This window comes from Allobosea sp. 05T439 (assembly GCF_056396005.1).
In genome coordinates, this window is record NZ_JBFTKP010000008.1 from 245,073 (window position 1) to 270,802 (window position 25,730).

Below are 25,730 nucleotides of genomic sequence, written 5' to 3' on the forward strand. Positions count from 1 at the left end.
CGCACTGTTAGAGTTTTGCCTCTGGGCGGCCGGATCGTTGCAAGCGACAGGCGCGGCGATCGCGGCCCCCGGGGACAACATCTAACGGGAGCAGGATGATGAGGTTTTTGTCGGTCAAAGCGGCGCGCACGGCCGTTCAGGGATTCGCCGTGGCGGCGCTCCTTGTCACCCCTGTGCTGGCCCAGGACGCCGATCATCCAGCCAATGAGAAGCTGAAAGTGGCTTGCGACCTCGGCTTTGCCCCATTCTGCTTCAAGACGGCGGCCGGCGAGACCACCGGGTTCACCTATGACATGTCGCTGGCGCTGGCGCAGAAGCTGGGCCGCCCGGGCGTCGACGTAACCGACTCGAACTTCTCGGCGATCTTCGCCGGCCTCTTCTCCAAGCGCTATGAGATGATCCCGGCGCCGACCAACATCACGCCGGAGCGCGCCCAGCAGATGCTGTTCAGCGAGCCCTACATGCCGACCGGCCTCGGCTTCCTCGTCAAGAAAGGCGGCAAGATCGCCAATCTCGAGGAGCTGAAGGGCAAGGCGCTGACMGTGAACAATGGTAGCATTTCCGACAAGTGGCTGACCGACAACGAAGCCAAGTACGGCTATACGATCCAGCGCTACAACAAGAATGCCGACGCGGTGCAGGCCGTGATGATCGGCCGTGCCTTCGCCAACGTCGCCGATGCACCGGTCTCGCGCTATGTTTCGACGCAGACGCCCGCTGCCGAGGTTGCGTTCGTGCTCGACAGCGGTCGCAATTTCGGCATCGCCTTCCGCAAGGAGGACGCAGCGTTTCGCGCCAAGGTCGAGGAAGCCCTCGAATGCATCAAGACGGACGGAACGCTCGCCAAGATCCATGAGAAATGGTTCGGCGTGAAGCCGGACGCCTCGTCCTCCTCGGCGAAGATCTATCCGGGCATCGGTGCCCCGGACTTCGAGGGCTATGACGCGACCGAGCACAAGGCCGTCTGTAAGTGAGGTCGGCGACCGCAATCACGCCTGCATCCGCAGACCCGATCGTCGCCATAGACGGTCTGCGGAAGAGCTTCGGCAATGTCGAGGTCCTGCGCGGCGTCGATCTCAGGGTCGCCAAGGGCGAGGCCGTCGTGATCGTCGGCTCGTCCGGCTCGGGCAAGAGCACCTGCCTGCGCTGCATCAACCGGCTGGAGGAACCGACGGCAGGGACCATCCGCGTCGGCGGCGAGGAAGTGACCGGCGCCAAGGTCGATCTCAACCTGCTGCGCCGGCGCATCGGCATGGTCTTCCAGGGCATCAACCTCTATCCGCACAAGACCGCCCTGGGAAACGTGACCCTGGCACTGCGCAAGGTGGCAGGCCTCGGAAAGGCCGAGGCCGAGCAGAAGGCGCGCCAGCATCTCGAACTGGTCGGGCTCGCGCACAAGGCCGACTCCTATCCGGCGCAACTATCGGGCGGTCAGCAGCAGCGCGTCGGCATTGCCCGCGCCATGGCGCTGGAGCCTCAGGTGATGCTTTTCGACGAGCCGACCTCGGCGCTGGACCCTGAGCTCGTGGGCGAGGTCCTGAACGTCATGGTCCGCACCAAGGAGATGGGCATGACCATGATCGTCGTGACGCATGAGATGCATTTCGCGCGCGACGTGGCCGACCGCGTCGTGTTCATGGATCATGGTGCCGTGCTGGCGGAAGGCACCCCGGAAGACATTCTGGTCTCGCCGCAACACCAGCGCATCCGCGACTTCGTCACGCGCTCCAGGGCCTGACAGCACGTCATGGACCAGATCGTCCGCTATTTCTTCGACTTCTCGCTGATGTCCGCCTATTGGCCGGATATCCTGCGCGGCTTCCTCATCACCATCGAAATGTCGATCCTGACGGTGCTGATCGGCGTGCCGCTCGGCCTCGCCATCGCGATCCTGCGGCTTTACGGCTTCAGGCCGCTGAACGCGCTGATCATCCTCTATATCGATTTCTTTCGCTCGATCCCGCAGCTCGTGCTGATCATGCTGGCCTATTTCGCGCTGCCCTCCTTCGGGTTGATGCTGGGGCCGTTCACCGCCACCGTCCTGTCGCTGGCGATCGTGCTCTCGGCCTTCTCCGAAGAGATCTTCTGGGCCGGCATCAATGCGGTTGCCAAGGGCCAATGGGAAGCCGGGCGCTCGACGGGCCTCGGCTTCAACCAGACGCTGGTCCATATCATCCTGCCGCAGGTCGTGCGGATCTCGATCCCGCCCCTGACCAACCGCGCGATCGGTATCAGCAAGGGCACGACGCTCGGCTCGGTCGTCGCGGTCCCCGAACTGCTCAATGTGACATCGAGCATTCAGTCGAACGTCGCCAATCCGACAGCCCTCACCGTTGGCGCGCTGCTGTTCCTCGCCCTGTTCCTGCCATTCGTGCGCTTCACGCGCTGGCTCGAACGCGCTTACGCTCATCCGAGGTCGTGATGGACGAACTCGTCACGACATTTCTCAATATCGACGTCCTCCGGGAAGTCTGGCCACTGCTCCTGCAGGGCTTCTGGATGACGCTGGCGCTTGCGGCGGTCGCCGTGCCGCTATCCGTCGCCTGTGGTGTCGCCATCGCGATGGCGCAGGATTCGCCCAGCAGGCTGCTGCGGATGCTGCTGGTCGCCTATGTCGACGTCATGCGGGCGATCCCGCCGCTGGTGCTGCTGATCTTCATTTTCTTCGGCCTGCCCTTCCTCGGGCTGAAGCTGAACGAGTTCACCGCCGCCGTGCTCGCACTGACCCTCAACGGGTCCAGCTACTTTGCCGAGATCTTCCGTGCCGGCATCGAGTCCGTGCCGAAGGGTCAGCGCGAAGCGGCGCGCTCCACCGGGCTGACCTGGCGCCAGAGCATGACCTATGTCGTGGTGCCGCAAGGCGCCCGCAATGTGCTGCCCGACCTGATCAGCAACACGGTCGAGCTGGTCAAACAGACCTCGATCGCCTCAGCCGTCGCCCTGCAGGAACTGCTGCGTTCCGCGCAGCTCGCCCAGGGCCTTCTGTACAACCCGACGCCGCTGGTTGCGGTCGCGATCGTCTATTTCCTGATGTTCTGGCCGTTCGTCCGGATGGTGTCGCGCCTGCAGCACAGGGCCGTCGCGCAGGCCGGATGAGTGCCGGCCCGCGTCCGGACCAGCGGCGAGGTCATCCGTGTTCGCATCGGCTGTCCCGAACACCGCAATCCAACGTTCGGGCCGATGCCTTAGACCGGGAACAGCCGCGTCAGGCGGTTGGGGCTGGTCTCCGCAAGGAGTATGTCGCCGTTCGGCGCGAGCCACATGCCATGCGCACCGTTCAGCACAGGACGACAGCGGCCGAGCAGGCTCCCATCAGGGGCGAGCAGGCTGAGCGTGGGAATCGAATCGCAGACATGGATGCGATCGGCGGCATCGGCGACGACATCCTGCGGCCGCAGAAACCCATCCCAGATGGCGAGCAGATCGCCGGTGGCTGTGAAGGCCTGCACGCGGCTGTTCTCGCGATCGGCGACGATCACGCGGCCATCGCTGAGAACGCAGATGCCATGTGGCGTCAGGAACGCGCCCGGCGCCGTGCCGACGGAGCCCCAGCTCGACAGATGCCGCCCGGCGCGGTCGAAACGATGCACGAGCGCGTGGCCATAGCCATCCGCCACATAGAATCCTCCGTCCGGGGCAAAGGCGATATCGCTGGGATGACTGAACGGCGCGCCCGGCTGATGCGTCTCGCCGATCTGGCTCCGCACCGCGCCATCCCGGTCGCAGAACAGGATGCGGTGAGCATCACGATCGACAATGGCGATCACGCCATCGGGGCCTGCCGCAATCTTGTGCGCATCGACGCAGAGACCTTCGCCCCAGCTCGCGATCCGGCATCCCTCACGGTCGAGAACCACGACGCAGGGGCCGGGAGCGTCGACCGCGACGTCGGAGCGCAGCAGCACATAGGCGCGACCTTCGGCATCGTTCGTGACGTCGGTGATCTTTCCCGACGTTTGGGACAAATCGCCCCAAGGCCGCTCGACGCCAAAGCTCCGCTCGCCCAACCGGACGCGCAATTCCGTCTTCATCATCCCCTCGAGACTGCGGCGCAGCCGCGCCGGCTTGTGAATGGCGAGCCAGCCGCCAGAACCGGAGAACTGCAATGAGCGATTTCGATCTCGTCATTCGTGGCGGAACGACGGTGACCGCGTCCGACATCTCTGTTTGCGATGTCGGCGTCAAGGATGGGTTGATTGCCGCGATCGGCGCCGGTCTGCCTCGAGGCGACACCGATATCGATGCGAAGGGATTGCTGGTCCTTCCGGGCGGGGTCGACACGCATGTGCATCTCGACCAGCCCTTCTCGTCCGGCGCCGACATCGCCGACGATTTTGCGAGCGGGACAGCGTCAGCTGCGGCGGGCGGCACGACAACGATCGTCTGCCACGCGCCTCAGACGCGCGGCGGGTCGCTTGCCGAGGCGGTTGCGGCCTATGGCGCGAAAGCGAAGCAGGCGCGCATCGATCACGGTTTTCACCTGCTGATCAACGACCCGACGCCCGAGGTGCTCGAGCGAGAACTGCCGGCGCTGGTTGCAGCGGGGCATCGCTCCGTGAAGGTCTTCATGACCTATGAGAGCAATCGCCTCGCCGATGCGCAGATCCTGCAGACGCTCGCGGCGGCGCGACGTGCCGGAGCACTCGTCTGCGTGCATGCCGAACATCACGAACTGATCGGCTGGCTGACGCAGGCGCTGCTGGCGGCAGGGCTGAGCGCACCAAAGCATCTTGCCTGGGCGAAACCCATGGTGGTCGAACGCGAAGCGACCCACCGCATTCTGGCGCTGGCGGAGGCGCTCGACACCCCGGTCCAGGTCTTCCACGTCTCGGGCGCACAGTCCGGGGAGGAGGTGGCGCGGGCCCAGGCCCGCGGCCAGAAGGCCTGGGCGGAGACCTGCACGCAGTATCTCGTGCTCGGCGAATCCGACATGGACCGGCCGGGCTTCGAAGGCGCCAAGTTCATGATCTCGCCGGCGCTGCGGCCGCCATCCGATCGCGAGGCGCTCTGGCAGCTCATCCGAGACGGCGTCATCGATATCGTCTCGTCCGATCACTCGCCGCTGCGTTTCGACGATCCGCGCGGCAAGAAGCAGCACGGCGAAACGGCCCCCTTCAACAAGATCCCGAACGGCGTTCCCGGCCTCGCAGCGCGCTTGCCGATTCTCTATTCCGAGGGGGTCGCCAAGGGGCGCATCGATCTGCGCACGTTCGTCTCGCTCGTTGCGACCAATCCGGCGCGCCGTTTCGGGCTTGCCCCGCGCAAGGGTTCCATCGCGATCGGCGCCGATGCCGATATCGTCGTCTTCGATCCGACCAAGCGCATGCGCCTGACCAACGCGCTGCAGCACCATGGCAGCGACTACACGCCCTATGAGGGGCTCGAGGTGCTCGGCTACCCCACTGCGACCTACCAGCGCGGCCAGTTGATCTTCGACGGCACCAATGTGCTTGCGCAGCCCGGAGCCGGACAGCTGATTGCGCGATCGGCCTATGCGGAAATCGCTCCCACCGGACGTTTCCCGACGCCGTTCAATCCATTTGGTTAGGCCCGGTTCTGGCAGACGCGCCGTTGTCTGAACGACAGGGGCCTCGCGATCAATTTCCCCCGCTGACGCCCGCAGCGCGGCGGACATCGTCGACCGCCTGCTTCACGGCCGCGCTCCGGTGAACAACCGTCCTTCCGGCCTCGATGAGCAGCTCGACCTGCTCGCGCGGCAGCGAGAGCCGCGTTTCGACGCGGTTMAGGTGGGACGCGACGTTCTGTTCCAGATCAGCGAATTCAAGGTGTTCGACCTTGAAATCCACCTTACGGCAGTCCCAGCCGTCAGCGCTGCCCCGGATCCGGCGCACGGTTTCCAACGGCAACCCGCAACGATAGCGGACCACCCGCTCCTTCCACCTTTCGACGGCAAAGTTCAAAGCGTCGAGACCATGGCGAGACGATGAGGTCATGCCGGTATCGATTGCCGCTTCGACCAGCGGCGCCAGCCAGGGGCCATTCATCGAAGCCCCCCAATCATCCGTTTGCCCGCGGCCAGCATCGGCAACGATGAACAGGAAATGGCGCAGCTTGACGGCCTGCTCCGCCGATAATGGTCCGTGCGGTGTCTTTGACGCGCTTCTTTCGAGGACGAAACCCGTTATGCCCAGATTGTCCGTCAGCCCGCCATCCATCAGCCGCACAAACTTGATGCCGTCTTCGGCATGATAGGAGTGCAATGCGTTGGCGTAGGCCGTCAGTCGCGTGGATGGGTTGGAGCCACTCAGCGCCTCCTTCAACCAGGCGGGGCGGCTATAGCCGCAATCCTGTTTGGTGGCAGCCAGCACGACGGGCGCAAAGACGACAGGCACGGCGGCGGAGGCTGCCACCGCATCCGAAATCTTCAGCTTGTCGAGATCACTGCAGAGCGCCGCAAAGGTATCGTAGCTAAATAGAAAAGGCGTCCGATTGTAGATATCCGAAGCGCTGATCCAGACGGACGGTGCGTTCGCCCATTTGAAACGGGTAAAATCTGCCCCATCGAACAGATTATCGTTCAACCAGCGTGCAAAGGTATTTCGGTCATTGACGCCGCCAGCCACTGCCCGGGACAGGCTGAAGGGTGACGCCAGCGATGTTTCCATGCTCGCTTCTGCGTGCTGGAACAAGAAGCGATCATCGAAATCACGGTAGTCGTCGCGGCCACGATAGCCGAAATAGGCCGCGGTAATGGCGCCGCCGGAGACCCCGGAAATCATCCGGACATTATCGACCATCGTACGTCGATAAGGCTTCTCGTCGACGACGATATCGTCAAGCGCACGCAGGACGCCGTAGGAAAAGGCTGAAGCGCGAACGCCACCTCCCGAGAAGGCGAGGCCAACGACCATCGAGCCGTCATCCCCGCGATCGGGGACGAATTCCGGCGACGGTGGCGGCGTCTTCTCCGCGTGACTATTGACGGGCCCGACATCCGCAGCCGAGCAGGCGCAGAGGATGAGCGTGGCCATCAGCCAGATGGCCTTCACGCCCTTCTMAGCAAGCAGCCTCATTCGCTCTCCGGCACCGTCGCACGATGGCTGGTTACGTAACTGACATTCCGGCACATAGCCGATTCGGTCCAACCGCTCGATCAAATTGCAACCGGCAATCAGGTTCTGGCTCGGAATCCCGCCATTGACTGCTTCGGCATCCGACGCAGTTTCGTTCACTCATGAAGGCCGGACCGTCGCCGGTGCGACGGGCCGCCCCGATAGGGTTGCGGTCTTGGCCCGACCACCCCATCGGAGCGGCCGTGTACAAGACCAGATGCTGCCAGGCGGCCCGCCCTTTGGCCCGCAGCTGCGCTCAGGCGCGCCTTATGGGCAGGGCCCCGTGAAACGGCGACCGCTCCTGTCCTGGAAGATGCAGTTGTTCGGGGTTGTCGCCCGGCCGACGACCGCACCGGTCACGCCACCAGCGAGGGCACCGATCGCGGCCCCCCGTCCGCCGCCCGCGATCCCACCAATGAGCGCACCGCCGCCAGCGCCAATTGCAGCGCCGCCAAGCGTGCGCTGCGACTGAGACTCAGGGTTGCAGCCTGCGAGGAAGAGGCCGAGGCCGATAAAGCCGGCGAACGTGATCGAACGGATCATTATGGGGCTCCTTGTTCAAGAGTGCGCGCGAATGCGAACGCATCAATCTAGGCCAAGCAGCCGAACCTGCCATCGCCCTGCGTCCCAATCTATGTGCATGGCGTTTCTTGCCGCCCTGAACCGAAGGCTGAAAACCGCCGCTTGGCATGCGCCCTCCGCGAGCCCGCTGCCCGCACTGGAGTGGCAATCGATTGGCCACGGATCATCGAAACGGACCAATCGGTCGGCGGCGCTTCGGGGCGCGGCCGGCCGATAGGCGGATACATCCGTCGTGAAGTGGGCATGGCCCCATCCGGCAAGCTGCCCCTGATGATCGCAACGAGACGCCGGTCCGCCACGGCTGCCAGCCCCGGAATATCAACTTCGACTTAATCGGCCCGCCCAACAGGATTTGAACCTGTGCTGTCTCCAGTTCGGCCTTCGATCAAACGCCTGTTGCGAGCGTCCGGCAATCAGCTATCCACCATCCACGGATTGCGCCCGTAGCTCAGCTGGAAATCGCGCCAAACGCGCTCCGAAAAATCCCTTACATTACAATAGATTGAGTGCCGACCCGACCCTAGGAAGCGGTCCGCAAGGGATCACGGCACGATCCCGCCACAGCCGGCGCAAGCCCATGCGATACCTGGTCTTGTCGCCTTACTCGTCACCCCAGGGCGATCGCTGCGAACGCACGTAGCTGCTCCCCGCTATTGAAGGCGCGTCCGGAGAAATGCGGGGCGAGCACGACCCGCGACGCACCAAACCGGCCAATTTCAAACCCGCCCGTGGTCACCCATGGACCATCGAACAGCTTCCGGAAATGCGGCCAATGTCCCTTGCCATAACAAATGACCAGGTCGCGCGGCGCTGAGCTCAGTGTTGCCCTTAGCAAGTCGATCCGGCGAGCCAGGCAATCCCTCATATAGCTTTCCCGGTCACCGTAGCGTCCGAACTCCTTATACGGCCAGACACGGATGTTATTGCTCGGATAGGGCATCAGCTCGGTGAGCAGTGTGTCGCCGCCAGCGCGACCTAACCGTTCAAATTGATAGCGTTGCCGGTCTGCGAGGCTCGGAGCCGAATTTCCCTGCCGTCGAAGCATCAGGTCGCACATCGGTCTCCAGGTTCGCTGGGTCTGCACTTGGGGCGTCAACTCTACGATCGGATCAAATAAAGATCTCCGCGCAAGTCCGCTGCGCAGATCATCGTTCGAACCGGCTCCCTCTTCCATCCCAATGAAGACGACAGGGGCGTTGCGCGTCCCATAGCCGATGAACCCTTCGATGCGATCCCAATCGACTACGGATGCGTGCATGCTGCCCCCTGAAACCGCATGTCTGGATATACCGCGCTGTGTAAAGCCGTGTCAGCAACCAACGAGTGGGCTGGAGACTGCCGTTCGCTTCGATCGTCTTCTCAAAGAACTAAACGAAATCGCGGCAACCTGGGGATGCAGTTGGCGACGCCCACGCCCGGCCGACTTGAACACGTGGATCTGCGCGATATCGGGCTATCTGAAGCGTCGGACTTCACCCCATGGCTGGCCCGCAGCGAGAAACTGGTCGTATTGGCGGAAACGCTTGGGCTCGACCTCGAGCTTGAGGCATTCCCTGGCCCGGATGTCCGAGGACTTTAGGCGCGGCCGACCATCACTGAATGGTATCCTGTCTTCGAATCAACGAAACGGGCGCCAGGAGTCTCAACCTTGAACAGCATTCCCGGCGGACGCTTTGTCGTGCTCGACTTCGAGACAACCGGCCTCAGCCCAGCAATGGGTGCTCGGGTGATTGAAGTATCAGCTCGCGAAGTGCTGGATGGTCGAGCAGGCCGCGAGTTACTCACCTTCGTCGACCCAGGCGTTCGCGTGCCCGCGGAGATCACTCAGATCACCGGCATAACCACTGCGATGCTGATCGGAGCACCGACCTCGGCCATAGCCATGCGTCAGCTGGCGTCCTTCATTGGATCGTCGCCCGTCGTTTGCCACAACGCGGGCTTCGATCGAAAATTCTACGAGCATGAGGCGAGCGAATTCCTTGAGGGGCGGCCCGTTCGCACTCTTTGCACTCTGCTGTTGGCTCGGCGCATGTTTCCGGGCCGGAAGAGTTATCGATTGGGCGGCCTCATCGAAGAGATGGGCATTTCGTTCCCTGGACGGCTCCATCGAGCGAGTGCAGATACTTTCGTGACCGCGCACCTATTCGATCGCATCTGCGCAGACGCACGCTCTCTTTGTCGCGCCGAGCATTTCGATCACGACGTGCTGCACCGGCTGCAGCGTGTCCCGGCTGCGCGAGCGCGTGACTGGCTGGCGGCGTTAGGTAGCCCTGACGCAAAATCGCACCGCAAATTTGGATTAGCCGGTGCTGTCGCGCAGAACATCAGCTCGGTGAACTAACCCAAAATGAGTTGTTGCTTCTGAACCATCGTCGGCTTCGATTCCGCATGGACAGAAAAGACGACATCCCCTGGTGCTGTCTGGGCCATTCAATCCGACGCAGGGGCCGGCACTCCTCGTCCGATCCACAGTTGGCGAGTTTTGACCAGGCGCCGGGGTTCATTGCGGCTTAGAGGGCGTGCTGCGAAATCTGCTTCGCCGCGCTCKACCAGCCCACGATCGTGCCCAACCTGACCAGTATTCGGCCGTAGATCGAGGCGCCTCGTCGTTGATCTCCGGCTGGGCGGTGGCGTTCAGCGTGCCGCTCGCTCGGTGATCGGCATGTTCGACGATGCTGCCACGTCCGTCCGCACTGGCAGGTATAGCCTAGGTTGGTCGGGCCGCGATCAGGTCTGCCATGCGCTCGGCCATCATGATCACCGGCAGGTTCAGGTTCGCGCGTGGCGCGGTGGGCATGATCGAGGCATCGACGACGCTGAGGCCGCCCACGCCATGCACCCGCCCCGTGGCGCCGTCCACGACCGCGTCGGGGTCGACCGCAGCGCCCATGCGGCAGGTTCCGCAGCAGTGCCATTGGCCGAAGGCATGTGCCTTGACGTAGGCCTCGAGGATGTCGGGCTCGTTCAGCAGCGATTGCAAGCTGATGCCGCTTGAGACGGCGCGCTGGAAGAACAGCTTTCGCAGCGGCGGCAGAGCATCGATGGCGAGCGCAATCGGCGCGGTGATCAGGTAGTTGCGCACGGTCTGGCGGCCCAGCGACTTGGCAAAGCCGCTATAGCTCGAGGCGCCCGGCATCTCGACGAGATCGGCAAGGGGCCGCGTGGCAAAGAGCCTTGCAATAAGGTGGACGGCCGCGCCCATGCGCTGGAGATCGCGATGGTCGGAGAGATAATTGAAGTCCGCTGTCGGCTCCTTGCGCGGATCCGACGATGCCAGCCGCACCTCGCCGCGCGAATGAGCCTTATTGATCCAGGAGATGATTGTGCCGATCCGCGGTCCCAGCGGATGCCAGGCGGATTTGGCGGCGACCATCAGGAACATGTCGGACGGCCCGCACTCCTCGACGCCGGAACTGTAGCGCATGCCGACATGGATATGGCGGCGCGTCGAGTTGCCGAGCCGCGCCGCTGGCTTGATGTAGCCCGAGAGCGAGATGCCGGGGTGCTCCTGCAGATTGGCGCCCACGCCCTGCAGATTGGCCCGGACCTCGATGCCGAGCGAGCGCAGATGCCCGCCTGGGCCGATGCCGGAGCGCATCAGCAGGGCCGGCGAGTGCATGCTGCCGGAGGACACCACGACCTCGCGGGCCGCCAGCCTTTCCTGGCCCTTGCCCCTTGCGATGTCGACGCCGACGACCTGATTGCCCTGCATCGCCAGAGTGAGCACCTGAGTGTTGGTCATGATCGTGAGATTGGGCCGTCGCCGGGTCGCGGCGTCGAGATAGGCCATGGCGGTCGACACGCGATGCTGCCCGTTGTTTGACAGCGTTATAGCAAAATGCCCGTCGCCGAAGGCACCGTTCTGGTCCTTGATGTCTGGTAAACCCTGCGCTTCCATGGCGGCCTCGGCGGCAATGGAGAAGGCCGGCCAGCGCTCATGCGGGATGCGGTGGATCGGGATCGGCCCGCTCTTGCCGTGCAGCGGTCCCGAATAGTCCAGATCCGTCTCAGCCTTGATGAAATAGGGTAGCACGGCGTCCCAGTCCCAGCCCTCGGCGCCGGCCTGACCCCATTCGTTGTAGTCGTCGGGCGTGCCGCGATTGGCGATCTGGCCGTTGATGCTGGAGCCACCGCCGATCAGCATCGGTTGCTCGTAGCGCTTTGCGGGCGGACGGTTGGCCACATTGTGAAGATGCGGCTGAGTCTGCACCAGCAGGTCCGGCCAGTGGTTCTGCGGGTCGAACGCGGCCTTGCCGGGATAAGTGTCGAGGATCGCCGCACCTTCCTCCCCGGGCTTGAGGTCGCGCCCGGCCTCGATCAGCAGGACCTTTCTCGATAGGTCGGCGGAGAGGCGATTGGCCAGGACGCAGCCGGCCGAACCGCCGCCCACGATGATGATATCCCACATGGTGAGGCTCACGATGCTTGCAGAGGCAGGGAAAGGCGGATCAGGCGGAGAGGCCGAGGGCAGCGAAGGCAGCCGCCCCGGCCTCGGCCACCTGCTGGTCCTGAGCGGTCGAGCCAGAGCTGACGCCGATCGCGCCGACCACCTGTGTCCCGGCTCTCAGCGGCATGCCGCCGGCGAGCGTGGTAAAGCGGCCGCCATGCATGTTCTGGATGCCGAAGCCGGGTTCACCCGGTAGGGTCTTGGGCCCGATCGCCCGGGTCTCGACCAGGGTGCCGGCCGCAGTGAAGGCCTTTGCCAGCGCGATCTCGATCGAGGTGAATTTCGCCCCGTCCATTCGGCGGAAGGCCACCAGGTGGCCAGCGGCATCGACGATCGCGATGTTCTGCGGCACGCCGATCTGCGCCGCTTCCCTGGCTGCGGCAGTGATGACGGCCTCAGCCTCGTCGCAGCCGATATTGGAGATGGTATGCATGTCTCAGCCCTTGACCGAACCCTTGGTCAGGCCGGACACGATGAGGCGGCTGAGCAAGGCGAATGCGATGAGGATGGGGAGAATGGCGAGCGTCGCGGAGGCTGTCAGAGGGCCCCATTCGCGCCCGAAATAGCCGATGAAATTGTAGATCGCCGGCTGGATCGGCCGCAGGTCCGGCGTGTCGATCATCACCGAGCCGGCCACGAATTCGTTCCAGCAGGCGACGAAGGTCAGCACCCCGGCCGCGCCCAGTGCGGGCCGCGTCAGGGGCAGCATCACGCGCGTCAGGATCTGGAAATGCGTGGCGCCGTCTATGATCGCGGCCTCATCGAGTTCGCGCGGGATGGCTTCCAGCGAGCCCTTGATGATCCAAATCGCCATCGGCAGCTGGTAGGCGGTGTAGATCACCGGCAGCGTGAACCAGGAATTGGTCAGGCCCAGCCGGGTGAAATACAGATAGTTCGGGATCAGCAGCGCGGCCGCGCCGAGCGACAGCGGAATGCTGGCGACGACGAGCATGAACAGCGCCCGGCGCAGTGGGAAATCGAAGCGGTCGAAGGCATAGGCGGCAGGMAGCGCGAGCAGCAGCACGCTCGCCACCGTGACCACGCAATAGAACACGCTCACACGCATATTGCCGAGAAAGCCGCTGTCGACGACGCGCTGGTAGTTCTCGGCCGTCGGTATGAAATCAAACAGCACCGGAGGCGTCCTGAACAGGTCCGGTTGCGACTTGAGCGAGGTGAGCACGCCCCAGAACAGGGGCAGCAAATTGAGGCCGGCCAGCACCAGGAAGAGGGCGGCGATGACGAAGCCGAGCGGGCCGGGCAGGATCGCGCGGGCTCCGACCGGCTGGGCATTCTGCGCTGGGACGGGCCTGGGATGAGCGGCGGAAGAGGCAGCGCTCATCACGTCTTCCACTTCGCGAGCCTGACATAGGCCAGGACGAGCAGGATATTGCCGGCAAACATCACCAGGGCGAGCGCCGTGGCCGAGCCGAGGTCAAAATTCACGAAGGCGCGGTCGAACACCTCGATCGGCAGGATTCGTGTCGCATCGCCCGGTCCGCCGCCGGTCAGGACGAGCGGTGTCTCGACGGTATTGAGGTTGGACAGGGTCAGCACGATCGTGACCAGCAACAGCGGAGTCTTCAAGAGCGGCAGCACGATCAGCCAGAAGATCTGCCAAGGATTGGCGCCATCGATCTTGGCGGCTTCCTCGTAATCGTCGGGAATGCCCTTGAGCCCCGCGAGCAGGATGATCACGGCATAGCCAACCCGCTTCCACACCGAGACGCCAATCAGCAAGGCCATGGCGCTGCCGGGGCTGTTGAGGAGCTGCACGTCGGGGATGCCCGCCATCCGGATCAGCGATCCCACCAGCCCGATATCGCTGACGAAGACCCAGCGGAACAGCAGCGTCGCCACCACCGTCGAGATGATCCAGGGCAGGATGACGATCATCTGGACGACGAAGCCGAGCCGCTGGCCGAGTCGGTTGATCCAGACGGCGAGAGCAAGCGCGATGACCAGTGTCAGCGCGACGGCGGCGCAGGTGAACAGCGCGCTGCGCTCGAACGTGGCGGCGAGCACTGGATCGTCGAGCAGCCGTGCATAGTTTTCCAGGCCCGCGAAATCCGTCGGCGCGCCATACTGGATGCGGAACAGGCTGAACCAGAAGCCGTAGAGGACCGGCGAGAACAGCACCAGCATGAGCAGGGCCATCGCAGGCAGCACGTAATTGACGCCGGCKAGGCGCGAATACATCGTCATCGAGAGCGATCCCTGATCGAAGGCGGAGCCGGATTCGACTCCGCCTGGCTCACGTCAGCGATTGTTCTGACGGTTGAAGCGGGTTTCTGCCTCTTCGAGGGCCGCCTTGACGGCGACGCCTTCGACGATGATGCGTTGCGTCGCCTTGTTCAGCGCCTGCCGGTAGCCGCCGACATTGAACTCAATCGGAGTGAGCCAGCCATATTTGCTCGCCCCCTCGGCGGCGACGCGGATATAGCCGTTGCCCGGCTGGTCGACGAAGGGGGCGACCGCCTTCGCCGTTGATGCCATCAGGGGCGACTGCCCGCCGATGGTGACCCAGATCTTCTCGGCTTCCGCGCCCAACAGGTAGTCTACGAACTTGCCGGCCTCCTCCTTCTGCGTGCCCTTTGACCAGACGCCGACGGCCCAACCGGCCATGACAGCCGGCGAATGGGCGGACTTGCCGTTGCCCGGCCAAAGCATCAGGCCGACATTCTCCTTGCCGAGCTTGGCCTGCAACGTCGAGACGCGCACGCTCGGGCCCTGGATCATGGCGACGCGGTCGGAGGAGAACTGTTCGAAGAGGTCGTCGACCGTCCAGGTCGCCGATTGGGGCGGCGAGACATTGTATTTCTTGACCAGGTCGGTCGCGAAGGTCATGGCGGCGACGCCCGCGGGGCTGGCGAAATTGGCTTTTCCGTCCGGCTTGAACAGCGTCTCGCCCTCTCCGAGAAGATAGGGGATCATCATGTGCGGGTCGGCCTGCTGCTCGCTGAAGCCCTGGGCATAGCCATAGCGCGTCACCTGGCCTCCGGCGTTCTTCACCGTCAGCTTCTCGGCGGCGGCGCGGAAGTCATCCCAGGTCTTGATCGAAGCCGGGTCAATGCCGGCAGCCTTCATCAGATCCGCGCGGTAGACGATCGAGATGTAGTTCGGCGAGGCGAACAAGGCATATTGTTTGTCGCCCTTCTTGGTCAGGTCCCAATAGGCGCTGGCATGGTCCTTGACCTGTTCTGCCGGCCATTTTTTGATGAACAGCTCGTTGAGGTCGGCCAGCGATCCGGAGCCGATCGCGTCGCCAAGGAAATCGGTCACCACCCAACTGATGTCGGGCGCGTTGCCGGCGCGATGGGCCGCCAGGAACTTCGGTGTCATCTGATCCCAGACCTGCGTCTCCACGACGATCTTCGTGCCGGGATTGGCGGCCTCGTAATTCTTGATGATCTGCGCCAGGGCCACCTCGCGCGGCGTCGTCCCTGTGGCGCTCAGGAACGTCCACATGCGGATCGTCTTGGTCTGCGCCAAGACCGGGGCCTGTGGAACAAGCGCGCCTGCAGCCACGAAACCGAGCGCCGCCAGGCCATTTAGAACGTGACGTCTCTTCATGTTCATTTCCTCCCCATGAAAAAGCGGCCGATTAGGTTCGGCTCTGTGCGAGTTCTTCGATCAGATTGCGGGCCTTGAGATCAGCCAGCGCGTCCTTGAGCGAGCGGCCCAGATGGGCGCGCACCGCCTTCGCGTAGTCGTTGGGATTGCGGTCGCGCAGCGCTTTGATGATGGCGCGGTGCTCGACGGCTTCCGAGGCATGGCGCGTGCGCCAGGATTCGATGCCGCGCTGGATCCAGGCGTTCAGCACCTGCATCTGGATTCCGCGATAGGTCGAGAGCAGCAGGTCGTTGCCGCTGAACTCGACGATCTTGTGATGGAAGCTCGCGTTCTGCTCATGTCGATTCTTGTGCGAGATCTCCTGCGGATCGACTTCGAGGCGGCGCTGGACCTCCTCGATCGCGTCGACAGCCGTGATGTCGAGGCTGCCTTCGTTCAGGCGTCCGATCATCAGTTCGCCGGCCATCAGCTCGATTGCGAGCCGCACCTGCCAGAGGTCGAGAACCTGCTTCGCGTCGGGGTCGCGGATATGATAGCCGCGCCGCTGGATGACCTCGATGAAGCCCTCCGCCGCCAGTCGCATCAGGGCCTCGCGCACCGGAGTCAGGCTGACGTTGAAATGCTCGGCGAGCTTTTCCGGATAGAGCCGCGTGCCCCGCTCGAAGTAGCCGAAGACGATCATGTCGAGCAGCGTGCGCCGCAAGGTCTCGGCGAGCGTCTCGCCGGGCTTGCCGACGAGTTCGCCCATGTCGCCGGGGCTACGCACTGATATGGATGACATCGCCCCGCTCCGCGTTGGTCTCGAGGCCGTTCACGACGTAACGGGCAAGGCGTGCTAGATCCGGCTCGCCCCCGTGACCCGGGAAATCCTGAGCGACGAGTTGCCCGGCTTCCGTGACGAGTGGGCGCACCGCCATGTTGTCGCGCAGCGGGTTCAGCAGCCGGTTTGCCTCATAGACATGGACGGCTGGCGCCGCCCGGCAGGTATGCACTGCCGCCGAGACGGCKACGCAGCTGCCGACGCCATGCGGTGCCATCAGGATGCCGGAGCGCGCACAGAGCGCGCCGATCGCCATCAGACCCGACACGCCACCCGCGCGTGAAATATTTGGCTGCAGGAAATCGACCGCATCGGCAGCGACCAGTTTGGCGTGAGCGGCGAGCGTAAAATCGTTCTCGCCCGCTGCTACCGGCACGGGCGAAGCCCTGCGCACCTCGGCGAGGGCCTGGGGATCATCAGGCGGCACCGGCTCCTCGAACCAGCCGATATTGTAGGGAGCGAGCGCCTTGGCGACCGCGATCGCCGTAGGCACGTCATAGGCGCAATTCGCATCGAGATAGAGCGCCTTGTCAGAGCCCATTTCGCCGCGCACGGCAGCGATATGATCGATATCGATCGCGAGGCCGCGGCCGACCTTGAGCTTGATGGCGGTGTAGCCCTGATCGAGATAGGCCCGCGCGGCGCGCGCCGACTTGTCGGGATGATCCTGGAAGCCGACGGGGCTGACATAGGTCGCGACCGGGCCCGGCGAGCCGCCCAGCAGCGTCGCGAGCGGCAGGCCGGCGGCCCGCGCCTTGAGATCCCACAAGGCGATGTCGACGCCGCTCAGAGCTTCGATGGCGGGTCCGCGCGTGCTGCCCATCGCCGTGAAATAGCGCTCGAGGTCCCCGAGCATCTCGTTGGGATCGCCGATCTCGGCGCCGATCAGCACCGGCGCGATGACACCGTTGATGATCGCAGTCGCCGCGCCGGCATGGGGCAAGCCAAAAGCCTCGCCATAGCCGATGGCGCCGTCATTGCTCTCGACGATGACCAGCGTCGAAACCTGGCCGGTGCGGGGAATCCGCCGAAAATGAGCGGCCGGAGCGAGCAGTTCTGCGGGCACCTTCTCGATGCCGCCGAACACATCCGCGAACCGTGCTTCGAGCTGGATCGCCCTGAGTCGAGAAATCTTCAACGTCGCGCCTCCGATATTATAAATTATAATTTATTTTTTTTGGCGCGCCGTCAAGATGGAGTGGCCGACAAGATCGTCGCCTGCGACATGAAGCTTGGCCAGGGAGCGTGCCCTCTCGTTTAGTGAGCGGCCGAGCGTATCGTCCATACGCTTCGCGCCTGGGCACTCCGGCCGATGAAGCGCATTTCGTTGGCGCTGATGAAAAGGGCTGATTTGGAGAGTGACTGGCACTCACGTCTTTTCGACAATCCGGGGAAGCAAGTCCAAAGCGCTCGCGGCCACGGCCGCTGGGCTGGCGCCATGCTCGATGCGCCGGCTGACGGAATCATTCCAGCGGCGCCTAAGAGAGCATTGCCGACGCAGGGCAGCGGCAAGAGCTAGCCCATGGCCTTCTCCGCCGAGAAGGTGCGCCGCGCCTCTGCGCATGTCTGGCAACAGGCGATGAGCGGCGGCTTCGCGAGGGCGGCTTAAAATCCAGCCACAACCGCGGCCGCCCGACACGATACGAACCGGAGAGCTCTGCCAACTCGGCCTTCGCCGCCTCGTTCAAACGCCTGTTGCCGAGCGTCCGGCAATCAGCTATCCACCATCCGCGGATTGCGCCCGTAGCTCAGCTGGATAGAGCGTTGCCCTCCGAAGGCAAAGGTCACACGTTCGAATCGTGTCGGGCGCGCCAATAATTTCATGTAGTTAGATCAAAAGGCGCGGGACGGCGCCGAAGCATAGCTAGCACATAGCTAGCGGCGGCGCGGTTTTCTATCGATCCGCGCACGGCGTCGATGCCGGATAGAAGCTTGGGGCGAGAGCGCCAGCTGCCAGCCGGGCGACTGCGGCCTCCCAGTCTGGCGGAGTCCGCCCAAACGCCTTGGCGCCTGGCGAGAGCCGCACCCGCCGCACGATGACTGCTGCCGCCTGCGCCTCCGTCCGACGACCGACGCGCCAGACTCCCCAGCGATCAGCCCTGACGCTCGATGGTCTTCATCAGCGCCTTCTCCAGCGCCAGCATTTCGGACAAGTCCAATCCGTTTACGTCGAGCGTTCGCGTGTAGGACGTGTTCACGGTGGCGGTGGCCTCAATCGTCGTCTTGTCGCCGAAGCTCCGGGGGCTCAGCTTCATCACGCGCCATTGGTAGGCCTGGATCTTCACACGGGTCGCGTTGGCGTTTGTCTCGGTGCAGTTTTCGATCAACTCCTTGATCTTATCGAATTCCGCATGGGCCAGGCATTCTCTCGCACGCGCTAATTGCGCGGCAAAATCGGGATGATGAACCCTCCAATAGTCAACCTGATACCGGCTCGGCATGCCCGGACGCTGGCAAATTGTTCCAAGGTCATTTCCCTCAATCATTTGGCGACAGATTTCATCCCCGATCTCCTTGGAGAATGGGAAAGATGGTGGCCGCCCTGCGCGTCTGGGGCTGGAAGCAGCTTCCGCGCGTCTTGCGGTCGTCGTCTTCATGCCGCAGTCCCCCGCTGACCCGCCTTGGCGACCTCTGTCTTCAGCCATTCCGCCGTGACAAGACCGTCCTCGAAGGCCCGTAGGATCAGTGTGGCGCTTTGGGGCGCTGGATTCGTGCCAGCGCGCCAGTAGCGGACCGCACGTTCAGTGACGCCAGCCAGAAGCGCGACATCCTCATCGCCGATGCCGATCCGACACTGAAGTCGATGAAAGTCTGCCTGCATATTGGTACCCGCCGTATGCGTAGACACTATATATGCGATGGTTCGGCAGTGGAATTGATTTCCGAGGACGTTGCACCGTCCCACGCCGTGAGCAACTCCGCCCTCAATGCCGACCGGTTTGGCAGCAGCGCATGCGATGTTTCTGGCCGCGCGGCTCGCGGCAGAACTGGCCGCCTCCCTTGCGGCTGCAGAATAGAGGCTGATCTCCTGCTCATAGCGCTCGATCGATGCCCGCCGCGCGGCGATGGCCGCATCGGGAATCAACCCGCACCGCCATAACTCCCTGCGAATGTCATCCCGAGTTCGAAAGCTCTCCGCGCGTCTTCGCGTGTCTACGCAGGATCAGGGCCGGTCTGGTCTGGGACTCGAGGCGCAGCGCAAGGCAGTGACCGATTCCTTGATGGCGGGCGCTGGCAGCTCAAGCAGGAGTTTGTCGAGGTCGAGAGTGGCAAGCATGCCGATAGACCCCAGATTCAGGCGGCATTCGAGGCCTGCAAACTCTATGGCGCGACGCTGGTGATCGCGAAACTCGATCGCCTGTCACGCGATGCCCATTTCCTGCTCGGCCTGCAGAAGGCCGGCGTCAGGTTCCTCGCCGTTGATATGCCGAAAGCGAACGATGGTCGTTGGCATCATGGTGGTGGTGGCACAGGCCGAGCGCAAGATGATCTCGACCTGCACGAAGGCAGCGCTCGCCGCTGCCAAGGCCCGCGGCACGAAGCTCGGCAAGCCGAACATCCGCTTACAGTCGCGTCGGCATGCACCGCTGGTTCCCCGCCAACAGCGCGGGATTGTTGCCGTTATGTCACTCCAGCCGGCAATCACGGCGCTAGGCGATCAGTCCGCACTTCCCTGTCTGGGAACAAAGTCCGCTTTGTGCTCGTCTCACATGAGACATCGCCGTATCGCGGTTATAGGCGTTGGCGCCCATTCCCGACCATGGCCACGACGGACGGACGCATTGGCAGGGTGACATTGTGAAGGTCAGGCCCGTCCGTCGACGTCAGCGCAAACATTGGATGCGATCCGCCCTGCTGTGCGGTACAGCATACGCCCCTATCAGTTGCACTTCTGCGCACGCCCAGGCGGTCACAAATGTTTCCGACGGCGCCGGCCTGCCGGCGGCGATCGCACGGGCCAACAGCAACGTCCGAGATCTCGCCCAAAGGGCAAGTTCAGCTGGCGGTTCTAGGCCAGCAGGTATCCGCGCTCGCGCCGCATCCTGGCGCGGTCTCATGCAAGGGGGTGACGCATGGGGCTCTCGCTGATCAACGCGCTACGCCGGTACGCGGGTCGTCCGCGCAGGGCACTCTTTTCCCTTGCTGCTGCCGCCCCGATGGCGCTGCCCGCCGGCTTGCTGATGGTCGTCGGCGCTGTGATGCCGGTGCAGGCCGGAACGGTCACCATCAGCGGGAACCCGGCGACCGACACGACCAACCTGAACGCCGAAATTGCGGCGGCAAACGCGTCCGGCACGCCGTACACGATCACGATTGCTGCATCGGGAGCGAACAACACTATCAATCTGATGGCCTCCATCACCCATCTGACCCCCACCCAGACCGTCACGATCGTCGGAACCGGCGGAGCGAAAATCGATGGCGGCGGCAACCGCCAGCTCTTCGTTGTCGATACGGGCACGGTCGCTTTCCAGGATCTCACACTCCAGAACGGGTTCGCCCGGGGAGGCAACGGCGGTAACAGCAGCGCCGCGGCCGGTGGCGGCGGTCTCGGCGCCGGCGCGGGACTGTTCGTGAACGTTGGCGCCGCGGTTTCGCTCGAGAACGTGGGCTTCGCGAGCCACAACGCGACGGGCGGCAACGGCGGCACCACGGTCGCCAACCTCAATAACGGCGGTGCCGGCGGCGGCGGGCTGAACGGCGGCGTCGGCAGCAACAACGCCGGTACCACCGGCGGCAATGGCGGCAGCGGCTCCGGGTTTCCCCTCTCGGGCGGCACCGGTGGCAGCGGTGGCGGCAACGGGGGCGCCGGGAGCACCGGTGGCGGCGGCGGAGGTGGCGGCGGCAATGCGGCCGGCACGGGCGGTGTGGGCGGCAATGGGGGCTTCGGGGCTGGCGGCGGCGGTGGGGGCGGAGGCAGCGTTGCTCACGGCGCCGGTAGTAGCGGCGGTGGCGGCGGCGGTGATGGCTCCTCCGGCGGCGGCCTCAACGGGCAAGCGGGCACGGGATACGGCGGCGCCGTGTTCGTCATGGATGGGGGCTCGCTGATCATCAAGCAGGCCGGCGATTTCGCCTTCTCGGGCAATGCCGCCAACAAGGGAGTTTCGGGCCAAGTCGCGAAACAGAATCTCGGTAATGACATCTTCATCAGCAACCTCGGCGGTGCGCCGAACAACGTCACCTTGCAGATCGCTTCCGGCACGTCGATTCTTTCCGGATCGGCGTCGAGCGCGTCGGTGGGCAGCATCGCGGGCGAAGGCGGGATCACCAAGACCGGCGCGGGAACGCTGGTCCTCTCCGGCGCCAACACCTACACCGGCGGGACCACCATCAATGCCGGCACGCTCCAGGTGTCGTCCAACGCCAATCTCGGCGACCCGGCCGGCGGGCTGACCTTCAACGGCGGCACGCTCGCGACGACGGCGAGCTTCGACAGCTTCCGTGCCGTGACGCTTGCCGGCGCGGGCGGCGTCGATGTCGGGCCCGGGACCCAGCTGCAGCTCGGCGGCGCGATCTCCGGCGCGGGCAGCCTGACCAAGCTCGGGGCTGGCACGCTGCTGCTCTCCGGCTTTAACACGCATTCCGGCGGCACCACGGTCGCGGCCGGCATCCTGCAGGCCGGCAGCGCGGATGCACTCGGCTCGGGTGTGCTGACGCTGGATGGCGGCACCTTCAAGGCGGGTGAGAGCTTCATCAACAGCTTCGCCAACGCGATCGCGGTCAATGCCACGGGCGGCGCGATCGACGTCAACGGCCAGGTGATGACCCTCTCAGGCAACATCACCGACGGCATCGGCGCTGGCGGAGCCCTGTCCTTCGTCAACAGCGCCACCGACATCGGCGCGGTCGATCTCGGCGGCGCCAACAGCTATGGCGGCCCGACCTCGGTCGGTGCGGGCGTGACGCTGACGGCGCTCTCCGACACGGCCTTCTCACCGAACTCGGACGTGACGCTCGCGGCAACTGGCGCGCTGATGGTCAACGGCCATGCGACGACGGTGCGCTCGCTCTCGGGTTCGGGCATTGTCGTCAACGCCAGTGTGACGCAGGCCGGCTCGCTGACGATCGCGCTGCCCTCCGGCACGGCGAGCTTCGCCGGCACGCTCAGCGATGGCGAGCCGGGCGACGCGCCACTCGCGCTCGCCAAGGCAGGTGCCGGCACGCAGATCCTGACCGGTACCAACACCTTTAGCGGCGGTACCACCATCTTCGCCGGCACGCTGATCGGCCAGGCCGCGAGCTTCGGCAGCGGCGCGATCCTGAACAACGCCGCGATGATCATCGACCAGCCGACCGATGCCAGCTTCGACAATGCGGTCAATGGCTCCGGCTCGCTGACCAAGCGCGGCGCCGGCCGCCTGAACCTGACCGGCACCGGCAACCTCACCGGCCCGACCACGGTCGCGGTCGGCACACTCGCGGTCAACGGCTCGCTCGCCAATTCGGCCGTCACGGTGCTGAGCGGCGCGACGCTGGCCGGCTCTGGCACGGTCGGCGCCACGACGATCCACTCCGGCGCCACGGTTGCGCCCGGCAACTCGATCGGCACCCTCAACGTCAACGGCAACCTGGTGCTGGCGCCGGGCTCGACCTACGCGGTCGAGATCGCCGGCAACGGTACCTCCGACCGTATCGCCGCCTCGGGCCAGGCCACGGTCACCGGCGCCCAGCTCAGCATCACCGCGCTCGATCCGCAGGCGAGCTACATCAACGGCCAGCGCTACACGGTCATCACTGCCGCCGGCGGCGTCATCGGCACCGTCGCCGGAGCCGCGTCGCGCGCCGCCTTCCTCGATGTCGCTGTCGATCATCGGCCCAGCCAGGTCGATCTCATTATCGGGATCAAGAGCACGCCATCTGCCGGTGCAGGCCCGACGCCGGCGCCTGCGGTGTTCCAGACCGTGGCGCAGACCCGCAACCAGTTCGCCACGGCAGGCGCGCTCGACACCCTGCCGCAAGTCGGCGGCGCGCTAGCGCTCTACAACAGCCTCTTGATCCTCGACGCAGGCTCGGCCCGCCAGGCCTTCGGCGGGCTCTCGGGCGAGATCCACGCCTCGGCCAAGAGCGCGCTCATCGACGAGAGCTGGCTCCTGCGCTCTACCGTCAACGACCGGCTGCGCGCGGCTTTCGGCGCGGTCGGGGCCCAGCCGATGGCGACGCTGAGCTACGGCTTCACCGCCGATCTCGCCCCGAGCGCGACCGGGCCGATGCCCCGGCTCGGCTCGGATCGCTTCGCGGTCTGGGGCCAGGGCTACGGTTCCTGGGGCCGGAGCGACGCCGACGGCAACGCCGCCAAGCTGACGCGCTCGACCGGCGGCTTCCTGCTCGGCACCGATGTCGCGGCGTTCGATACCATGCGCTTCGGCGTGATCGCCGGCTACAGCCGCAGCAAGTTCGACGTGAACGCCCGGCTCTCCTCGGGCGAGAGCGACAACTACCATCTCGGCCTCTATGGCGGGGGGCAATGGGGCGCGCTCGGCCTGCGCACCGGCGCGAGCTACACCTGGCACGACGTCGCGACCCGCCGCACCGTCGCCTTCGCCGGCTTCAGCGACAATCCGCGCGCCGGCTACGATGCCGGCACGGCGCAGGTCTTCGGCGAACTCGGCTACCGCGTCGCTCTAGGCAAGGTGGCACTGGAGCCTTTTGCTGGCCTGGCCTATGTCAGCCTGCACACGGACGGGCTGAGGGAGACCGGCGGGGCGGCGGCGCTCTCGGGCCGCGGCGACGATACCAGCCTCGGCTATTCCACGCTGGGTCTGCGCGCCTCGAGCCAGTTCGCATTGCAGGGCATGGACCTGACCCTGCGCGGCACGCTGGCCTGGCGCCATGCCTTCGGCGATGTCGATCCGAAAGCGACGCTCGCCTTCGCCGGCAGCTCGCCCTTCAGCGTCGCCGGCCTGCCGATCGCGAAGAACGCCGCCCTCGTCGAGGCCGGTCTCGATCTCGCCATCAGCAGCAGCGCCTCGCTCGGCCTGAGCTATACCGGCCAGCTCGCGGCCGACACCCAGGACCACGCCTTCAAGGCGAACTTGGCGGTGAGGTTCTGACAAGGGCCTCGGGTCGCGGACGTCCAGTAGAGACCTCCTCGAATTATGTTCACCTTGAGGTCGTTACAAAGCCGGCAGTCGCGAGCGCTGCGTCAGTCGATCCAGCGATTGCGCCGACAACAAATCTCAGTTGGAACCGTGGCGTTCGCGCCAAAATATATGGATCCGCATCGACGCCGAAGATGCCCACGTAAACATTTTGTAGATGTCGCCGGTGCTTTCTCTGAGTGTCGTCACACAGAGCCTATGTGATTCTGCCTTTGATTCTGGCTTCGACTGCTCGCAATGCGATCGCGTACCGATCGCGCTCGCGACCTACGCGCGAGAGGGAGCAGGTATGGATTGGGGGCGTGTGCTTCCGGCTACCCTGCACGACGAGCGTGGAGCGCCGGATGTAACGAGCTTATCCGGAGGTGGTGAATGCGATCGGGTCACTCCTTGATTTCGTGCCCAGCCCTGGCTGCGGTTTTGCGGTATCTGGCCCCTTTCGTTTTAGGCGCGCCGAGCCAAATCGTCCCCGCTCTTGCGACGCCTCCCGTGAGGCTCAATCGATCTCCCGAATTTACCAAGCGTGGCCGCGCGCATGAGACGATGCGTCTGGTGGCTTGGCTTACAGCGGGTGCTGCTGGCGCAGTTTGGCTCCCTGCATCGGCCGCCTACGCTCAGCCCGCGTGCGTGACACCGAGTGGAAATGGAGGGATTGCGCAGAACGGCCCTCCTCCATGTACGGTCGGCAATATCTCGGTCGGCTTCGGGACAGCGATCACGGCCACGAATGGTGCCGATGTGACCGCAAATGGCCTGGTGCGGGCCCAGGGGTTCGGAACCGGAATTGACGCCAGCACCAATTCGCTCGTCACCGTAAACGGCCCGGTGACAGCGAGTGGCTTGGGGTTGGGTGCCAGCACCGGGGCACGGATCGAGGCCAACGGAATCGTGTTGAGCAATGACGGCGGTGGCGGAGCCATCGCCATGCAGGCCAATGGCGGGACCATCATTGCTCGCGCCGTTACTGTGAATTGGCCCAATGGCGGCGGTCAAAGTCTCGTGCAGGCCCTGGCCGGAGGGCTGATCGAGTTTACGTCCGGCTCCTCGATCAACAATCCCAATGGCGGTATCCCGTCCGCCTTGCTCGCTGACGGCGCGGGCAGCCGCATCATTGCCGATGGCCTGCTCGTTTTCAT

At 64.6% G+C, this 25,730-nt stretch carries 21 protein-coding genes, 1 tRNA gene and 1 pseudogene; 10 read left to right on the plus strand and 13 right to left on the minus strand.

Translation table 11 applies throughout. The features are described from left to right. The first annotated feature begins 98 nt into the window (after positions 1-98). From AC1DIO_RS12245 to AC1DIO_RS12260, 4 genes are read left to right on the plus strand one after another with little or no spacing between them, the layout of a single operon-like run. Entirely contained in the window at positions 99-974 is an 876-nt protein-coding gene (locus AC1DIO_RS12245) for a substrate-binding periplasmic protein (RefSeq protein WP_441504878.1), read from the plus strand. Continuing rightward, complete coding sequence (locus AC1DIO_RS12250) at positions 971-1,738, plus strand: amino acid ABC transporter ATP-binding protein (RefSeq protein ID WP_441490689.1); 768 nt, start codon at positions 971-973, stop codon at positions 1,736-1,738. Before AC1DIO_RS12245 ends, AC1DIO_RS12250 begins: the two co-directional genes overlap by 4 nt. Before the next feature lie 9 nt (positions 1,739-1,747). Further along, complete coding sequence (locus tag AC1DIO_RS12255) at positions 1,748-2,422, plus strand: amino acid ABC transporter permease (protein WP_476853449.1); 675 nt, start codon at positions 1,748-1,750, stop codon at positions 2,420-2,422. Beyond that, complete coding sequence (locus AC1DIO_RS12260) at positions 2,422-3,096, plus strand: amino acid ABC transporter permease (RefSeq protein ID WP_441490687.1); 675 nt, start codon at positions 2,422-2,424, stop codon at positions 3,094-3,096. The genes AC1DIO_RS12255 and AC1DIO_RS12260 overlap by 1 nt, the downstream gene beginning before the upstream one ends. 89 nt (positions 3,097-3,185) lie before the next feature. Here AC1DIO_RS12260 and AC1DIO_RS12265 read toward each other — a convergent pair whose 3' ends face one another. After that, positions 3,186-4,106, minus strand: a complete 921-nt coding sequence (locus AC1DIO_RS12265) for an NHL repeat-containing protein (RefSeq protein WP_441490686.1) — start codon at positions 4,104-4,106, stop codon at positions 3,186-3,188. On the opposite strand from AC1DIO_RS12265, the gene hydA reads away from it, so the two are divergent. Beyond that, positions 4,106-5,548: a dihydropyrimidinase gene (gene hydA / locus AC1DIO_RS12270; protein WP_476853450.1), complete on the plus strand. Its 1,443-nt coding sequence runs from the start codon at positions 4,106-4,108 to the stop codon at positions 5,546-5,548. The two genes, AC1DIO_RS12265 and hydA, sit on opposite strands and share 1 nt — an antisense overlap. A 49-nt stretch (positions 5,549-5,597) precedes the next feature. On the opposite strand, the gene AC1DIO_RS12275 is transcribed toward hydA, so the two are convergent. From AC1DIO_RS12275 to AC1DIO_RS12285, 3 genes are all read right to left on the minus strand, one after another. Beyond that, the gene (locus tag AC1DIO_RS12275; protein WP_476853451.1) at positions 5,598-6,872 is read right to left on the minus strand and encodes a patatin-like phospholipase family protein; all 1,275 of its coding nucleotides are present in this window, start codon (positions 6,870-6,872) and stop codon (positions 5,598-5,600) included. A gap of 468 nt (positions 6,873-7,340) precedes the next feature. After that, positions 7,341-7,616, minus strand: a complete 276-nt coding sequence (locus AC1DIO_RS12280; RefSeq protein WP_441490683.1) for a YMGG-like glycine zipper-containing protein — start codon at positions 7,614-7,616, stop codon at positions 7,341-7,343. A gap of 646 nt (positions 7,617-8,262) precedes the next feature. Further along, on the minus strand, positions 8,263-8,913 hold the full coding sequence (locus tag AC1DIO_RS12285) for a hypothetical protein (protein ID WP_476853452.1): 651 nt from the start codon (positions 8,911-8,913) through the stop codon (positions 8,263-8,265). A gap of 390 nt (positions 8,914-9,303) precedes the next feature. Between AC1DIO_RS12285 and AC1DIO_RS12290 the strand changes: the two genes are divergently transcribed. Further along, positions 9,304-9,996, plus strand: a complete 693-nt coding sequence (locus AC1DIO_RS12290; RefSeq protein WP_476853453.1) for a 3'-5' exonuclease — start codon at positions 9,304-9,306, stop codon at positions 9,994-9,996. Between the two features lie 366 nt (positions 9,997-10,362). On the opposite strand, the gene AC1DIO_RS12295 is transcribed toward AC1DIO_RS12290, so the two are convergent. The 7 genes from AC1DIO_RS12295 to AC1DIO_RS12325 are packed head-to-tail and all read right to left on the minus strand — an operon-like array spanning position 10,363 to position 17,633. Then, entirely contained in the window at positions 10,363-12,063 is a 1,701-nt protein-coding gene (locus AC1DIO_RS12295; protein ID WP_441490680.1) for a GMC family oxidoreductase, read from the minus strand. A gap of 40 nt (positions 12,064-12,103) precedes the next feature. Then, positions 12,104-12,535 (minus strand): GlcG/HbpS family heme-binding protein, encoded by a 432-nt coding sequence (locus tag AC1DIO_RS12300; RefSeq protein WP_441490679.1) that lies wholly within the window; start codon positions 12,533-12,535, stop codon positions 12,104-12,106. A gap of 3 nt (positions 12,536-12,538) precedes the next feature. Then, positions 12,539-13,444, minus strand: a complete 906-nt coding sequence (locus AC1DIO_RS12305) for a carbohydrate ABC transporter permease (protein ID WP_441490678.1) — start codon at positions 13,442-13,444, stop codon at positions 12,539-12,541. Further along, positions 13,444-14,307, minus strand: coding sequence for a carbohydrate ABC transporter permease (locus tag AC1DIO_RS12310; RefSeq protein WP_441490677.1), 864 nt, complete (start codon positions 14,305-14,307; stop codon positions 13,444-13,446). The genes AC1DIO_RS12305 and AC1DIO_RS12310 overlap by 1 nt, the downstream gene beginning before the upstream one ends. Positions 14,308-14,361: 54 nt before the next feature. Beyond that, positions 14,362-15,675: an ABC transporter substrate-binding protein gene (locus AC1DIO_RS12315; protein ID WP_441504886.1), complete on the minus strand. Its 1,314-nt coding sequence runs from the start codon at positions 15,673-15,675 to the stop codon at positions 14,362-14,364. 31 nt (positions 15,676-15,706) lie between these two features. After that, the gene (locus AC1DIO_RS12320) at positions 15,707-16,456 is read right to left on the minus strand and encodes a GntR family transcriptional regulator (protein WP_441504887.1); all 750 of its coding nucleotides are present in this window, start codon (positions 16,454-16,456) and stop codon (positions 15,707-15,709) included. Continuing rightward, positions 16,434-17,633, minus strand: coding sequence for a mandelate racemase/muconate lactonizing enzyme family protein (locus tag AC1DIO_RS12325; RefSeq protein WP_476853454.1), 1,200 nt, complete (start codon positions 17,631-17,633; stop codon positions 16,434-16,436). The genes AC1DIO_RS12320 and AC1DIO_RS12325 overlap by 23 nt, the downstream gene beginning before the upstream one ends. Before the next feature lie 599 nt (positions 17,634-18,232). Between AC1DIO_RS12325 and AC1DIO_RS12330 the strand changes: the two genes are divergently transcribed. Beyond that, positions 18,233-18,309, plus strand: a tRNA-Arg gene (locus AC1DIO_RS12330). A 279-nt stretch (positions 18,310-18,588) separates the two neighbouring features. On the opposite strand, the gene AC1DIO_RS12335 is transcribed toward AC1DIO_RS12330, so the two are convergent. Both AC1DIO_RS12335 and AC1DIO_RS12340 read right to left on the minus strand, forming a co-directional pair. Continuing rightward, positions 18,589-19,092 carry a terminase small subunit-like protein gene (locus tag AC1DIO_RS12335; protein ID WP_476853455.1) on the minus strand — a complete coding sequence of 168 codons (504 nt, stop codon included), beginning with the start codon at positions 19,090-19,092 and terminating at the stop codon, positions 18,589-18,591. Further along, positions 19,089-19,580, minus strand: a complete 492-nt coding sequence (locus tag AC1DIO_RS12340; RefSeq protein ID WP_476853456.1) for a hypothetical protein — start codon at positions 19,578-19,580, stop codon at positions 19,089-19,091. The genes AC1DIO_RS12335 and AC1DIO_RS12340 overlap by 4 nt, the downstream gene beginning before the upstream one ends. A gap of 25 nt (positions 19,581-19,605) precedes the next feature. On the opposite strand from AC1DIO_RS12340, the pseudogene AC1DIO_RS12345 reads away from it, so the two are divergent. The 3 genes and pseudogenes from AC1DIO_RS12345 to AC1DIO_RS12355 form a co-directional block, all read left to right on the plus strand. Continuing rightward, positions 19,606-20,289 (plus strand): annotated as a pseudogene (locus tag AC1DIO_RS12345) (recombinase family protein). A 279-nt stretch (positions 20,290-20,568) separates the two neighbouring features. Continuing rightward, the gene (locus tag AC1DIO_RS12350) at positions 20,569-24,546 is read left to right on the plus strand and encodes an autotransporter domain-containing protein (RefSeq protein ID WP_476853457.1); all 3,978 of its coding nucleotides are present in this window, start codon (positions 20,569-20,571) and stop codon (positions 24,544-24,546) included. Between the two features lie 786 nt (positions 24,547-25,332). After that, positions 25,333-25,730 (plus strand): hypothetical protein (locus AC1DIO_RS12355; RefSeq protein WP_476853458.1); only part of this gene is annotated, 398 nt, incomplete at its 3' end.

Excerpts from the sequence above, each read along its gene's own strand:
- AC1DIO_RS12350 (WP_476853457.1), top strand. The coding sequence starts at position 20,569 with ATGGGGCTCTCGCTGATCAACGCGCTACGCCGGTACGCGGGTCGTCCG.
- hydA (WP_476853450.1), top strand. The coding sequence starts at position 4,106 with ATGAGCGATTTCGATCTCGTCATTCGTGGCGGAACGACGGTGACCGCG.
- AC1DIO_RS12320 (WP_441504887.1), bottom strand. The coding sequence starts at position 16,456 with ATGTCATCCATATCAGTGCGTAGCCCCGGCGACATGGGCGAACTCGTC.
- AC1DIO_RS12255 (WP_476853449.1), top strand. The coding sequence starts at position 1,748 with ATGGACCAGATCGTCCGCTATTTCTTCGACTTCTCGCTGATGTCCGCC.
- AC1DIO_RS12260 (WP_441490687.1), top strand. The coding sequence starts at position 2,422 with ATGGACGAACTCGTCACGACATTTCTCAATATCGACGTCCTCCGGGAA.
- AC1DIO_RS12315 (WP_441504886.1), bottom strand. The coding sequence starts at position 15,675 with ATGAAGAGACGTCACGTTCTAAATGGCCTGGCGGCGCTCGGTTTCGTG.
- AC1DIO_RS12335 (WP_476853455.1), bottom strand. The coding sequence starts at position 19,092 with ATGAAGACGACGACCGCAAGACGCGCGGAAGCTGCTTCCAGCCCCAGA.
- AC1DIO_RS12285 (WP_476853452.1), bottom strand. The coding sequence starts at position 8,913 with ATGCACGCATCCGTAGTCGATTGGGATCGCATCGAAGGGTTCATCGGC.
- AC1DIO_RS12295 (WP_441490680.1), bottom strand. The coding sequence starts at position 12,063 with ATGTGGGATATCATCATCGTGGGCGGCGGTTCGGCCGGCTGCGTCCTG.
- AC1DIO_RS12280 (WP_441490683.1), bottom strand. The coding sequence starts at position 7,616 with ATGATCCGTTCGATCACGTTCGCCGGCTTTATCGGCCTCGGCCTCTTC.
- AC1DIO_RS12300 (WP_441490679.1), bottom strand. The coding sequence starts at position 12,535 with ATGCATACCATCTCCAATATCGGCTGCGACGAGGCTGAGGCCGTCATC.